Here is a 13,647-nt window from a genome sequence, read left to right on the forward strand (position 1 = left end):
AAAAAATGGTTAAGGTTAATTGTTTAAATCCTATTTCAAAAGTAGGAACAAGCAAATTTACAGATAATTACGAATTTACAGATAATTTTGAAGAAGCAAATGCAGTATTAGTAAGAAGTGCAGCAATGCATGATATGGAATTATCTGATAATCTTTTAGCAGTTGCAAGAGCAGGTGCAGGGGTTAACAATATTCCTTTAGACAAGTGTGCAGAAAAGGGTGTTGTTGTATTTAATACTCCGGGTGCTAATGCAAATGGTGTTAAGGAATTAGTATTATGCGGAATGCTTCTTGCATCAAGAGATATTATTGGCGGAAACAAATGGGTTGAAGACAATAAGGAAGACGAAAACATCAACAAGACAATGGAAAAAGCTAAAAAGAATTTTGCCGGCAATGAAATTATGGGCAAAAAGCTTGGAGTTATCGGACTTGGTGCAATTGGAAGTTTAATTGCAAATGCAGCTACTGAACTTGGAATGGAAGTATATGGTTATGATCCATTTATCTCAGTTGACGGAGCTTGGAGACTATCAAGTGAAGTTAAGCATGTAAAGACAAGAGAAGAGATTTACAAAGAATGTGATTTCATCACTGTTCATACACCGTTATTAGATGATACAAGAGAAATGATCAATAAAGATACAATCGCAATGATGAAAGACGGAGTTGTAATTCTTAATTTTGCAAGAGATTTACTTGTATGTGATGATGACATGATTGCAGCATTAGAATCAGGTAAAGTAAAGAGATATGTAACAGACTTCCCTAATGCTAAGATAGCTAAGGCAAAGAATGTTATTGCTACACCACATCTTGGCGCTTCAACTGAAGAGTCAGAAGATAATTGTGCTGTAATGGCAGTTAAAGAATTAAAAGATTTCATTGAAAACGGAAATATTATTAATTCTGTAAATTATCCAAAATGTGATTTAGGTGTATGTGACAAGGTTGCAAGAATTACAATTTGTCATAAAAATATTCCAAACATGATTGGTCAGCTTTCATCTGCAGTTGCTGCTGAAGGTATGAATATTTCAGATATGGTTGATAAATCAAGAGGAGATTATGCTTATACAATTATGGATTTAGATAGCAAAGCTACTGATAATTTAGTTGGAAAAATTGAAAAAATTGAAGGCGTAATTAAAGTACGTATCGTAAAATAATCAATTTTTAGCAAATACACATGTGATTAAAGGATTGAGTATGCCATTTAATGTATGCAATCCATAAGGCATATCACATTACATTATAAAAAGTCTTGGATAATAAACAGTCTAAGACTTTTTATTGTTTATAGTTATAATTAATTGGAAGGAGGAAACATATGTTAATGTTAGCTAGTGCTACTCAAAAAGAAGTAGAAAGTGTATCAGACAATATTGAACAATTATCAAAGGACGTGAGCAAATTATCACAGATTGGCAGTGATTTAATAGATAAAGCAGTAGCCTTTGGTATAGATATAATTATTGCAGTAATTATATTTGTAATTGGGAAATTTATAATTAAATTTATTCTTAAGTTTGTAGATAGAATATTTGCCAAATCATCAGCAGATGAAGGTGTAGCGAAATTTATTCATTCCGTATTAAAGGTTGCTCTATACATCATACTTGCAATTACAATTTGTGGACAGATTGGTATAGAAACAACATCATTTGCAGCAATTGTTGCTTCCGGAGGTTTAGCAATAGGTCTTGCATTTGAAGGAAGTTTATCAAATTTTGCAGGTGGCGTTATGATTTTAATTATGAAGCCGTTTACTGTAGGAGATTATATAGAATCAAATGGAGTTGAAGGAACAGTTTATAAAATTGATATTTTCTATACTTCTTTAAAAACAGTAGATAACAAATCTGTAAAATTACCGAATGGAACGTTGTCAAATAGTATTTTGACCAATTATTCAATGAATGAAAAAAGAAGAGTGGATGTTGAGGTTGGTATAGGATACGATGATAATATAGAGCTTGCACGTAAAGAACTCGAAAGAGTGATGAACAGTTATTCTAATATAATGCGCGATGAGGCAAACGCAGTAGTTGTCAAAAATTTAGCAGATAGCGCAATTATAATGGAAGTTAGAGTGTGGGTGCCTACTGAATATTATTGGGATTGCAAATTTTATTTAAACGAAAATATACGTGTTTCTTTTGATAAAGCAGGAATTTCAATTCCATTTAATCAGCTTGATGTAAATGTGCACAATGTAGATTAAGCTATTTTGATAAATAGTAGAGCCTATATTTTTATGAAAAAACTTAGTTACAAACTTAGGTATCATATATTTGCTAAAAAAACTGAGGTTAATCCAATGGGATGGATTTAAACCTCAGTTTTTTATTAAAATAAATTCTTTTATTTGCTTAAATATTCTTTGTTAATAGCGATTACTTTATCCATAGCTTCTTTACCTGGAGCACCAATTGTTAAACGCTTATCAACACATGTCTTAAGACTGATTGCATCATATATATCTTCTTCAAATACTGGACTGATAGCCTTAAATTCATCTAATGTCATATCGTCAAGAGAAATACCTTTACCTTCACAGAATAAAACAAGCTGTCCAACAATGCCGTGAGCATCTCTAAATGGAACTCCGTGATTTACTAAATAATCAGCAGCGTCTGTAGCGTTAGTAAATCCGTTTTTAGCGCTGCTTTCCATAACATCCTTATTGAATGTCATAGTATCAATCATTCCTGTAAATAATGCAATACAACCCTTTGTAGTGTCGATTGCGTCAAATGCAAATTCCTTATCTTCCTGCATATCTTTATTGTAAGCAAGAGGAATTCCTTTCATTGTAGTAAGAATAGAAGTAAGAGCACCATAAACACGTCCTGTCTTTCCTCTGATTAATTCGGCAATATCAGGATTCTTCTTCTGAGGCATAATACTTGAGCCTGTACTATAAGAATCATCAATATTTACAAATCTATATTCGTTAGAATTCCATATAATAATTTCTTCACAGAATCTGCTTAAATGCATCATGATTGTAGATAAAGCAGACATTAATTCAATTACATAATCTCTGTCAGAAACGGAATCCATACTATTTAATGTCGGACCATCAAAATTAAGCAAAGAAGCAGTGTATTCACGATCAAGAGGATATGTTGTTCCAGCTAATGCACCTGCACCTAAAGGACAATAATTCATACGGTCATAAATATCTGTTAATCTGCTACGATCTCTTTTAAACATTTCAAAATATGCTCCAAAGTGATGAGCTAATGTTACAGGCTGAGCTTTCTGTAAATGAGTAAATCCAGGCATAAAAGTTTCAGTGTTTTCTTCCATAACTTTCATTATGGACTGAAGCAGAGTTTTTAATAATGAGTCAAGCTCAACAACTTCGTCACGAACATATAATTTCATGTCTAATGCAACCTGGTCGTTACGGCTTCTTCCTGTGTGTAATTTCTTACCAGGCTCGCCAATTCTTTCAATAAGATGAGCTTCAACAAAACTATGAATATCTTCATGTTCAGGAGTAAACTCTAAATGTCCGTTTTCGATATCAGTTAAAATGCTATTTAATCCGTTAATAATTGCAACTTTATCTGATTCTTCAATAATTCCCTGTTTTGCAAGCATGGTCACATGAGCAATACTTCCCTGAATATCCTGTTTATAAAATTTCTGGTCAAATGATAATGACGCATTAAAATTATGTACTAATTTATTTGTTTCTTTTGTGAAACGGCCTCCCCATAATTTCATATGTAATTCCTCATTTCTTTTTTGTATTTATATCTTACAAATATATTACAATAAACAAATTGATGAAAATCTTTTTGGTATAAACAAATTTCTGAATCGTTTTTGTTATATATTGCGCTAAGACATCTTTAAAATTATAGCATTATAACAGTAGTTTTTCAAATATATATTTGTAGAGTAGATGTTTTGAAGCTATGCATATAATAATGTATTTTAATTAAAATTTATATTTTGAAAGTAATTACATAATTTTATAAATGGATTAAATTTAATAAAGCAAAAATATAACAACATATAACAACATATAAAAGTAAAATATAACAACAAATAAAACAAAATCGATACAATATAATAAGGATTTTTTTATGTGCACATATTTACATAATCATATAGAAATTATTATTTGAAAATATTCTGCAATATAATATAATGGTTCGTGGATTAAAAAATTAAATTAATGTTAGGATTAAAGCAGCTTCGTGTATTATGCATATAAAGTCCTGGCATTGAGATAAAAGGAAGAAAAATGAAATTATATTTAGCACCATTAGAAGGAATAACAGGATACATATATAGAAATGCCTTAGCGGCAGTATTTGAACAACCGGATAAATTTTTTGCACCGTTTATAGGTACAAGTCAGAATAAAAAATTTTCTAATAAAGAAGTAAGAGATATAAATCCGCAAAATAATAAAATAAATGTTTTGATTCCTCAGCTTATGACAAAACAGACTGATCAGGCACTTAGTGCAATGAGTAAATTAAAAGATTACGGATATACAGAGGTTAATATAAATGCAGGCTGTCCGTCAGGAACAGTAGTATCAAAAGGACGTGGCTCAGGCCTTTTGAAAAATCTTGAAGATTTAGATATTTTGCTTGATAAAATGGTAAATGAGTCAGGGATGGAAATATCAGTAAAGACGCGAATCGGAATGTATGAGCCGGAAGAATTTTACGAAATACTCGAAATATATAATAAATATAATTTAAAGGAATTAATTATACATCCAAGAGTGAGAGAAGATTTTTATAATAACACTCCTAATTTAGAAGTTTTTGAGTATGCTTATGAAAACAGCAAAAATAAACTTTGTTACAATGGTGATGTAAATAGCGTAGATGATTATAATAAAATTATAAAACGATTTCCAAACATAGATAGTGTAATGATTGGTCGTGGAGCAATTACTAATCCAAATATTTTTTCTGAAATACGAGGTGGTGAGAGAGTCACTAAAGAAAAATTGTATAGATTTAATGAAATTATATATAATGATTATAAAGAAGTAATGAGCGGTGATAGAAATCTTTTATTTAAGATGAAAGAAGCATGGAGATATATGTCACCACTATTTGAGAATTATGAAAAGAATTGGAAACGAATCAAGAAATCAAATGATTTAAAACATTTTAATAGTGCTATTGAGGAAATGTTTAACTGTGATATTATAAATTAGATAGTATCGAATAGTTATAAAAATGGACACTTGAATTGATACACCATCAATTTTTTATCTGACTTTTGATGGCAGTACAAAATAAGTGCCCATTTTTTATTAGAGAAGAAGTGAACTGTAAACTATTTAACAATTATACATATTCTCAAATAATATTATTTAGTTATGATTTCAAGAATCTTGTTGCTTCTTTCAATAAAAGCTGTCATTGATTCCGGATTAAGAGGTGTATGACTAATCATTGCGAGGTCGTATAACTGCTTGCAAATTAAATCAGTATTTTCTCCCTCAGGATTATCAATGATATATTTAACAAGGTTGTTGTTTGAATTAAGAACCAGAGTTTCACCTGCACCACCAAACATTGAAGGATCCATTCCTGCCATTCCATACATCTTCATCATGTCCTGCATACGACGGCTTTCTTCTGATAAAGTAATCATGGAAGAAATAGAAGAATCTTTCATCTTTTCAACCTTAACATTAAGAGTATCTCTGTTTAAAGCTTTCTTAAATGCCTCAGTTAGTTTGTCAGTCATATCTTTTAACTCGTCTTCATTCACTTCTTCTTTAAAAGTATTTGTCAATTCAGCATCAATACGAATAAACTTAACATTTTCATTTTTCTGCTCTAATTGTGTTATAAATGGTTGGTCGATAGCATCCTTTAAAATAACAACATCTATATTCTCATTTCTGTACATATTAATGTACTGACTTTGCTGAACTGGGTCAGTTGTATAGAAGATTGTATTCTCATGAGCTTCTTTATTTTCCTCTAAGCATTCTTTGAATGTAAGGAATTTATCGTCAATATTTTTAAATAAAACATAGTCAGACATTTTCTCGCAGAATTTTTCATCTTTAAGGCATCCATATTTAATAAACGGTGAAATGTCATCCCAGTATTTCTCATAATTTTCTTTATCTGTTTTACACATTCCGGAAAGCTTATCAGCAACCTTCTTAGTAATATAATCAGAAATTTTCTTAACGAATCCATCATTCTGAAGAGCACTTCTTGATACGTTAAGTGGAAGGTCAGGACAATCGATTACACCCTTTAATACCATTAAAAATTCAGGAATAACTTCTTTAATGTTATCAGCAATAAATACCTGATTGTTATATAATTTGATAACACCTTCTACAGATTCGAATTCAGTATTAATCTTAGGGAAGTAAAGAATACCCTTTAAGTTAAATGGATAATCCATATTCAAATGAATCCAGAATAAAGGTTCCTTGTAATCCATAAATACTTCATGATAGAACTGCCTGTATTCTTCTTCACTACATTCATTTGGATGTTTTGTCCAAAGTGGAACAGGATTACTAATGCTCTTTGGTCTTTTAAGGATTTTAGCTTTAGTAGTAGCAGGAGAAACCTCTACAACCTCTTTAGTTCCATCTTCATTTTCTTTTTCTTCAGTTTTAGCTTCTTCAACAATAGTTTCAATTACTGTATCTTTGTCAGTTACTTCTGATTCAGGAATTGTATCATATTCCGGTTCAGCGTTTGGGTTAGAAAGGAATATTTCAACAGGCATAAAAGAGCAGTACTTGTGAATGATTTCACGTGCTTTGAACTCATTTGCAAATTCTAAGCTATCATCATTTAAATATAAAGTAATCTTTGTACCTCTGTCTGTTTTATCGCAGTCATCCATAGAAAATTCGAGACCATTTTCACATTCCCATTTTACAGCCTTAGAACCTTCTTTATAAGAAAGAGACTCAATAGTAACTCTATCTGCAACCATAAAAGCAGAATAGAAACCTAAACCAAAATGACCGATAATCTGATCTTCATTAGTTTTGTCTTTATACTGTTCAAGGAAAGCTTCGGCACCTGAAAAAGCAATCTGATTGATATATTCATCAATTTCTTCAGCTGTCATACCGATACCGTTATCGATAAATGTTAATGTCTTGTCTTTAGCATTGGCTATAACCTGAACTTTAAGTTCACTTTCTTCGTCATCTTTAAATTCATATTCTCCGATAAGAGATAATTTTTTTAATTTTGTAATTGCATCGCAACCATTAGAAATAAGTTCTCTGAAAAATATATCGTGATCAGAGTATAACCATTTCTTTATAATTGGGAAAATATTTTCACTGTTAATAGATAAACTACCTGTTGTAGCTGCCATATATATCACTCCTTTATATAAATCTATTAGTGTTTGCAAATACTATTTCTTTTTATTTTATCAATTTTCACAATTCCGAAGTATTTGCATTCACCATAATTTTTACGTTTGATATATATTTTAGACAGGTCAAATGTAAAAGTCAAGAGAAAATTAGCACTCGATAAAAAAGAGTGCTAACAAATGTGCAAGAAGATGTGTTTATGAGTTTTAAAATTGTATTGAATTTATAATTTATTCGATTTCAAGTTCGAAATGCTGATTTAGTAAAGTAGTAATTTGTTTATCCCAGAATTTATCAATGGACTTGTCCATTGTAAATATACTTAAGGAGGTACCTGTAATAACATTTAACTTGTTGTTTTCATAATTAATATGTATGTACATTCCTAAAACCTGCGAAGCTTCAATGTTAGTATCAACAGAAGTTAACATTTTTTCAATATAAGAATTAGGAAGTTTTAATGTGATTTTAAATTTTAATGGAGCGTTTTTCCCTTTGATAATTTCAAAACATATATGTCTGATACTTCCCCATGAGATGAAATCGTCTTCAGGTTCTTCAAGTTCATTTTTTTTAATAAAATCTTTGTTAACACGGCCATCAATAGAGAACGTATTGATGGTTGTTAACTCTAATTCACTTATAAGCATGTAGTCAAATGTATCTTTTATAAAAATTGCGTTCATAAATTCATTTTTGCTAATCACATTAATTGCTATCATGGAATGTCTCCTTAAAAAATTCATAATAAATAATTTGCAATAATAACTATAACAAATTAGAAAAAGTCAGGCAATTAAAAAGTGGTAAAAATTAGTGTGAAAAATGATTTAAATTATCAAAGAATAAATTAAAATAAGTAAAGTAACAAAATTGACTTTTAAGGTTACAAATGATATAAAAGAATATAATTGTATTGGGTTTTATTTTTTCTGTAGAATGAATATAAATATAAAATAAAATGATATATTTTAAATAACGGGATGAGATGGATAAACAAAGATACAAAATAATTACATGAAAGGAACAGAAAAATGGGTTTTATTAAAGGAGCAATTGATGCAGTAGGTGGAACATTTGCAGATCAGTGGTTAGATTATTTTACACCACCGACAAATTTAGGAGCAGGAGCAGTTATATATAAGGCTGTTCTATCAGAAACGAACAGAGGAAGAGGATCAAATACAAAAGGTTCAGTAGGAATCATTTCTAATGGCTCAAAGGTAATAGTGCCTGAAGGAACTGCACTTATAACATTACAGGATGGTGCAATTACAGCTTGTATATGTGAGCCGGGAGAATATCTTTTTAAGTCTGATGATGTTAACGCAAAGTCATTTTTCGCAGGGGATTCTATAATTGAATCAGTAGTAAAACAGTCCTGGGAAAGATTTAAATTTGGTGGTGAACCATCAGCACAGCAGTTGGCTGTTTATGTTAATATGAAAGAAATTCCAAATAACAGATTTGGAACACAGTCAGAAATATATTGGGATGATGCATATTTGGGAACTCAGGTAGGAGCAATGACCAGAGGAACATATACAATGAAGATTGTAGACCCAATATTATTTGTAAAGAACTTTGTGCCTGCTACATATTTATTGCCTAATAACGAAGTATTTGACTTTGCAGATATGGATAATCCTGCAGGAGAACAGTTATTTAATGAAGTTGTTGGAAGTCTTTCAGCAGCATTTTCCAAATATACAAATGACCCGGAGCGAGGTAACAGAATAACTAAGATTCAGTCTGACCAGCTTGGCTTTGCAAAATCATTGTCTGAGGTAGTAGAAGAAGCATATCAGTGGAAAAGTGACAGAGGATTGGAAATTGTTAAGGTCGCAATTCAGACAATTGAATATGACGAAGATACTAAAGCGTTAATTAGCGACGTGAAAAAAGCTGACGCATTATCAGGAAACAGAGGAGCGTCATTTATGAATCAGGCTGTAGCAAGAGGATTTCAGGCAGCAGGTGAAAATCCAAATGGTGGAGCATCCGGTATGGCATTTATGGGAATGGGAATGAATGCAGTTGGCGGAATGATGAATAATCAGTTTGGACAGCAGAATATGAATATGGGACAGAATGCAGGTCAGCCGGCACAGGAAGATCCATATGAAAAATTAAAGAAAACAAAAGAACTTTTAGATGCAGGAATTATTTCGCAGGAAGAATTTGATGCATTAAAAGCAAAACTTTTAGGACTTTAATTTATATGAATTTGTGAAAGATGGAGGGTCTTATGTCGGAAAACGGACAGATAAAATGTGAAAAATGTGGCTCAACTGACATATCGCAAAATCCTAAAACAGGAAAATTAAGATGTAATTATTGTAGATATGAATTTGAACCTGAAAAATCAGAAGAAATCGTTACGGATGCAGGAAAACTAGAGGGAGAACATGTAAACAAAGGAGCAGAGGATATTACTGCAGGTGAAGATATAGTTACCTTAAAGTGTTCAAGTTGTGGAGCAGAAGTTGTTATAGATACAAGAGAAACAACACAGGCAAGATGTCATTGGTGTCGTAATACACTTTCAGTTAACAGCAAAGTGGCAAATGGAGCAGTACCGGATGTTGTTTTACCTTTTAGAATAACAAAAGACGAGGCAAAATCATCTATAGAAAACTTTGTCGGTAAAAGAAAGTTTTTTGCAAATAAGCAGTTTAAAAACGAATTTTCAATAGAAAATGTTATGGGTGTATATTTCCCTTATATGATTGTTGATGCAAATGAACATGTTGAACTTTCAGGAGAAGCTGAAAAAGAAGTAAAACAGTACAAAAAGGATTCTAAAGATTCCGTTACATATTATGATGCTCAGGGATATGACATAGAAAGAGAATTTGATATAGCAATAAATGGACTTACAATTGAAGCAAGCAGAGAACGAATAGACAACGCTTCGTCTATACAGACTAACAATATTGTTAATTCAATTATGCCATTTGATACAGAAAATTGTGTTAAATTTGATTCTAATTATCTAAGAGGGTATACATCTGAAAAGAGAGATATGAACGTGAAAGATATAGAACCACTGGCTACAAAACAGATTCATGATATATCACGAATTGCAGCTAAGACAACAACGAAGAAATACAACAGAGGCGTACGCTGGGATGTAGAAAATTATGAAAATAATGGTATAAACTGGAATGCCTCATATTTGCCGGTATGGTTATATAGTTATCTCGAAAAGAAAAATGAAAAAGAAAGGTTACATTATGTAGCTGTAAACGGTAGAACCGGAGAAACCATGGGAAGTGTACCGATTGATATTTCTAGGTTATTGTTAGTATCATTTATCGTTGAAATAATTAGTTTTGTAATATTTGCACTATGGAATATGAATGCAGAGGATAGTGACTTTAGTTGGATTGTTTTATTAGCAGGTATAGCATTTTACATTATTAACTTTATGCGTTATAGAAATAGTGATGCAAGACATAATCATGAAACCGAAACGAACTATAAGATTAGTAATTTGATTCAAAAGGACAATAAACAGTCAAGAGTTAAAAAAGGTCTTACGGAATCTGATATTTCAGGAAGAAATGACAGTCGTTTAGAGGGCGTAACAAATTATGGAGACGTATTAGGTGATATAACCGATATGGGTAAAGAGTTAATAAAAAAATTATAAATGAAACTTATAAAGGCTATTAGATAATAGTAAATCTAATAGCCTTTTAATCAGCTCCTGACGGGATTCGAACCCGTGGCCTACGCATTACGAGTGCGTCGCTCTACCAACTGAGCCACAGAAGCGTGTCACACCTATATATAATACAAAATGATAAAATTGTTGTCAATTAATTATTAGATTAAATCTTAAATACGTGAACTAATTATTTACATTTCATTGTAAAGTGGTTATAATAACCGTATTGTCGGAAAGAAGAACTTTTTGACATCTTAAAAGTTAATTGTTAATATTTTTGTTGGCATTAATATTTAATCAGATTTAATGATTGTTAGGAGAGTCAATGACAAAAAAATATAAACCATACAGAACAGCGAATAACAGGGACATTTATAAAAAGTATGATAATAAACGTAACAGACTTGAAAATCCACAGAAATATGACAATGTCAAATTGTTTGGATTCCGCTCAGGAAAGTCTTATAAGATGATTCCGGCATTGTTATATTATGTATTAGTTATTTCATATGTGTTATTTAGTTTATATGGAGAATTTACATCACTTAAATTTGAACCACTAGATGTTGTTTTAGAGATATTTAAATATGTATTTATTCTCGTTGCAGTATTAAGTCCGGCATTATTTTTGTCAGATTTTAAATATATAGATAACATTCCGGTATTTAGAAAACATAATCCTGTTTCAGGGTTTATAGGTATTTTAGTTGTTATACTTTTATGCTATGGAATTATGCAGGTAGAAATATATTGTATGAGCGATACATATAAAACATCAGTACAAAAATATGATGAAGAATACCGGAAAAAGTTAGAAGAAAGACAAAAACAGTTAGAAGATGAATCGCTTCTTAACGAAGAAACATTGACTGTGGAAGAAACAACTGTTTCCATAGAAAAATAATCTGATATTAGGAAAAATGAGCAAAATTCATTTGCTATAAAAAAGTTTCCCATAATCGGCATCTGACTTAATTGAGAAACAAGACATATAATTGTAGGAGAAATGACAATATGAAAAAAAGAAGTAGTATAGTACTTGTTTGCGTAATAGTAATAGTAATTGCGTTAGCAGGAATAGTTGGATTTAATTCTTTAAAAGAAAGTGAAAGCAATAACGAGAAAGTTACAACGACTGAAGTTATCACAAAAAATACTGATAAAGAGAAAGAAACAACTACTGAACAGGAAACAGCAAAGATTAATAACAATGGTAATGGAAATAATTCAGCTGAAGATATATTCTTTGATGGAGATAAAGATGGTTCATCAAATGATACAAAAAATGATTCTTCAGATGATGTATTAAATGATAATAGTAACAAGAGTAATTCTACAGATGCAGATTCTAACAGTGATGATGATTGGTCAGATTTATACTAAATAAATAATACATCTGATTGTTCATAATATATGGGTGGATTAATCACCAAAAATAAAAAAAATGGAGAGGTCATATGGAAAAGAAATTAAAGGTTGGCGTTTTAGGCGCAACAGGAATGGTAGGACAGAGATTTATAACTTTACTTGCAGATCATCCTTGGTATGAAGTTACAACATTAGCTGCAAGCCCTCGTTCAGCAGGAAAAACATACGAAGAAGCTGTAGGCGATAGATGGAAAATGACAACACCTATGCCTGAAAAAGTTAAGAACATGATTGTACACAATGTAAATGAAGTAGAAGCAGTAGCTTCAACAGTTGACTTTGTATTTAGTGCAGTTGATATGTCAAAGGATGAAATTAAGGCTATAGAAGAAGCTTACGCTAAAACAGAAACACCTGTAGTTTCAAATAATAGTGCACATAGATGGACACCTGATGTACCAATGGTTGTTCCTGAAATTAATCCTGAACATTATGAAGTTATTAAATACCAGAAAGAAAGACTTGGTACAAAGAGAGGGTTTGTTGCAGTTAAACCTAACTGCTCAATTCAGAGTTATGCACCTGTTCTTACAGCTTGGAAAGAATTTGAACCTACAGAAGTAGTAGCAACAACATATCAGGCAATTTCGGGCGCAGGAAAAACATTTAAGGATTGGCCTGAAATGGTAGGAAATATCATTCCATTTATTGGTGGTGAAGAAGAAAAATCAGAACAGGAACCACTTAGACTTTGGGGAAAAGTTGAAGATGGTGTTATTAAAAAGGCAACAACTCCTGTAATAACAACTCAGTGTATCAGAGTACCGGTTCTTGATGGACATACAGCAGCAGTATTTGTTAAGTTTGCTAAGAAACCTACAAAGGAACAATTAATTGAAAAATTAAGAAACTTCAGTGGTCTTCCACAGAAACTTGATCTTCCAAGTGCTCCAAAGCAGTTTATCCAGTATTTAGAAGAAGACAACAGACCACAGGTTTCATTAGATGTAAACTTTGAAAATGGTATGGGAATTTCAGTAGGTAGATTAAGAGAAGATACAGTATATGATTATAAATTTGTAGGATTATCTCACAATACTTTAAGAGGTGCAGCAGGCGGAGCAGTTCTTTCAGCAGAACTTCTTACAGCACAGGGATATATTACAGCAAAATAATTAATCAAATAATTAATTTGAATTTTAAAGCAGATGGTGTCAATGATGCCATCTGCTTTTATATGCACCTA

Annotated in this window: 11 protein-coding genes and 1 tRNA gene; 8 read left to right on the top strand and 4 right to left on the bottom strand. The window is 31.4% G+C overall.

What is annotated here, in order from left to right; translation table 11 throughout:
- Window positions 1-5 precede the first annotated feature (5 nt).
- Together DWW96_RS04005 and DWW96_RS04010 are read left to right on the top strand one after the other, a co-directional pair.
- Window positions 6-1,169 (top strand): phosphoglycerate dehydrogenase, encoded by a 1,164-nt coding sequence (locus DWW96_RS04005; RefSeq protein WP_117909256.1) that lies wholly within the window; start codon window positions 6-8, stop codon window positions 1,167-1,169.
- A gap of 161 nt (window positions 1,170-1,330) precedes the next feature.
- Window positions 1,331-2,224: a mechanosensitive ion channel domain-containing protein gene (locus tag DWW96_RS04010; RefSeq protein ID WP_117909258.1), complete on the top strand. Its 894-nt coding sequence runs from the start codon at window positions 1,331-1,333 to the stop codon at window positions 2,222-2,224.
- A 140-nt stretch (window positions 2,225-2,364) separates the two neighbouring features.
- Here DWW96_RS04010 and argH read toward each other — a convergent pair whose 3' ends face one another.
- On the bottom strand, window positions 2,365-3,738 hold the full coding sequence (gene argH / locus DWW96_RS04015; RefSeq protein ID WP_117909260.1) for an argininosuccinate lyase: 1,374 nt from the start codon (window positions 3,736-3,738) through the stop codon (window positions 2,365-2,367).
- A 526-nt stretch (window positions 3,739-4,264) separates the two neighbouring features.
- Here argH and DWW96_RS04020 point away from each other — a divergent pair.
- Window positions 4,265-5,200, top strand: a complete 936-nt coding sequence (locus tag DWW96_RS04020) for a tRNA-dihydrouridine synthase family protein (protein ID WP_117909262.1) — start codon at window positions 4,265-4,267, stop codon at window positions 5,198-5,200.
- A 155-nt stretch (window positions 5,201-5,355) separates the two neighbouring features.
- On the opposite strand, the gene htpG is transcribed toward DWW96_RS04020, so the two are convergent.
- On the bottom strand, window positions 5,356-7,356 hold the full coding sequence (htpG, locus tag DWW96_RS04025; protein ID WP_117909264.1) for a molecular chaperone HtpG: 2,001 nt from the start codon (window positions 7,354-7,356) through the stop codon (window positions 5,356-5,358).
- 234 nt (window positions 7,357-7,590) lie between these two features.
- Window positions 7,591-8,082: a DUF5721 family protein gene (locus DWW96_RS04030; RefSeq protein WP_117909266.1), complete on the bottom strand. Its 492-nt coding sequence runs from the start codon at window positions 8,080-8,082 to the stop codon at window positions 7,591-7,593.
- 312 nt (window positions 8,083-8,394) lie between these two features.
- Here DWW96_RS04030 and DWW96_RS04035 point away from each other — a divergent pair, with 312 nt between their 5' ends.
- Window positions 8,395-9,576: an SPFH domain-containing protein gene (locus DWW96_RS04035; RefSeq protein ID WP_117909268.1), complete on the top strand. Its 1,182-nt coding sequence runs from the start codon at window positions 8,395-8,397 to the stop codon at window positions 9,574-9,576.
- Window positions 9,577-9,608: 32 nt separating this feature from the next.
- Window positions 9,609-11,015: a TFIIB-type zinc ribbon-containing protein gene (locus DWW96_RS04040; RefSeq protein WP_117909270.1), complete on the top strand. Its 1,407-nt coding sequence runs from the start codon at window positions 9,609-9,611 to the stop codon at window positions 11,013-11,015.
- A 52-nt stretch (window positions 11,016-11,067) separates the two neighbouring features.
- Here DWW96_RS04040 and DWW96_RS04045 read toward each other — a convergent pair.
- Window positions 11,068-11,140, bottom strand: a tRNA-Thr gene (locus DWW96_RS04045).
- Between the two features lie 218 nt (window positions 11,141-11,358).
- Between DWW96_RS04045 and DWW96_RS04050 the strand changes: the two genes are divergently transcribed.
- The 3 genes from DWW96_RS04050 (at window position 11,359) to asd (ending at window position 13,576) form a co-directional block, all read left to right on the top strand.
- Window positions 11,359-11,937: a hypothetical protein gene (locus DWW96_RS04050; RefSeq protein WP_022087938.1), complete on the top strand. Its 579-nt coding sequence runs from the start codon at window positions 11,359-11,361 to the stop codon at window positions 11,935-11,937.
- Window positions 11,938-12,047: 110 nt separating this feature from the next.
- Window positions 12,048-12,416 carry a hypothetical protein gene (locus tag DWW96_RS04055; protein ID WP_022087937.1) on the top strand — a complete coding sequence of 123 codons (369 nt, stop codon included), beginning with the start codon at window positions 12,048-12,050 and terminating at the stop codon, window positions 12,414-12,416.
- Between the two features lie 74 nt (window positions 12,417-12,490).
- Window positions 12,491-13,576, top strand: coding sequence for an aspartate-semialdehyde dehydrogenase (gene asd, locus DWW96_RS04060; protein ID WP_022087936.1), 1,086 nt, complete (start codon window positions 12,491-12,493; stop codon window positions 13,574-13,576).
- Window positions 13,577-13,647: the final 71 nt, after the last annotated feature.

It is taken from the genome of Eubacterium sp. AF17-7 (assembly GCF_003461285.1).
GTDB classification, from domain to species: Bacteria; Bacillota; Clostridia; order Lachnospirales; family Lachnospiraceae; genus Eubacterium_U; species Eubacterium_U album.

Coding starts and splice junctions, on each gene's coding strand:
- DWW96_RS04005 (WP_117909256.1), top strand. CDS start 6: ATGGTTAAGGTTAATTGTTTAAATCCTATTTCAAAAGTAGGAACAAGC.
- DWW96_RS04010 (WP_117909258.1), top strand. CDS start 1,331: ATGTTAATGTTAGCTAGTGCTACTCAAAAAGAAGTAGAAAGTGTATCA.
- argH (WP_117909260.1), bottom strand. CDS start 3,738: ATGAAATTATGGGGAGGCCGTTTCACAAAAGAAACAAATAAATTAGTA.
- DWW96_RS04020 (WP_117909262.1), top strand. CDS start 4,265: ATGAAATTATATTTAGCACCATTAGAAGGAATAACAGGATACATATAT.
- htpG (WP_117909264.1), bottom strand. CDS start 7,356: ATGGCAGCTACAACAGGTAGTTTATCTATTAACAGTGAAAATATTTTC.
- DWW96_RS04030 (WP_117909266.1), bottom strand. CDS start 8,082: ATGATAGCAATTAATGTGATTAGCAAAAATGAATTTATGAACGCAATT.
- DWW96_RS04035 (WP_117909268.1), top strand. CDS start 8,395: ATGGGTTTTATTAAAGGAGCAATTGATGCAGTAGGTGGAACATTTGCA.
- DWW96_RS04040 (WP_117909270.1), top strand. CDS start 9,609: ATGTCGGAAAACGGACAGATAAAATGTGAAAAATGTGGCTCAACTGAC.
- DWW96_RS04050 (WP_022087938.1), top strand. CDS start 11,359: ATGACAAAAAAATATAAACCATACAGAACAGCGAATAACAGGGACATT.
- DWW96_RS04055 (WP_022087937.1), top strand. CDS start 12,048: ATGAAAAAAAGAAGTAGTATAGTACTTGTTTGCGTAATAGTAATAGTA.
- asd (WP_022087936.1), top strand. CDS start 12,491: ATGGAAAAGAAATTAAAGGTTGGCGTTTTAGGCGCAACAGGAATGGTA.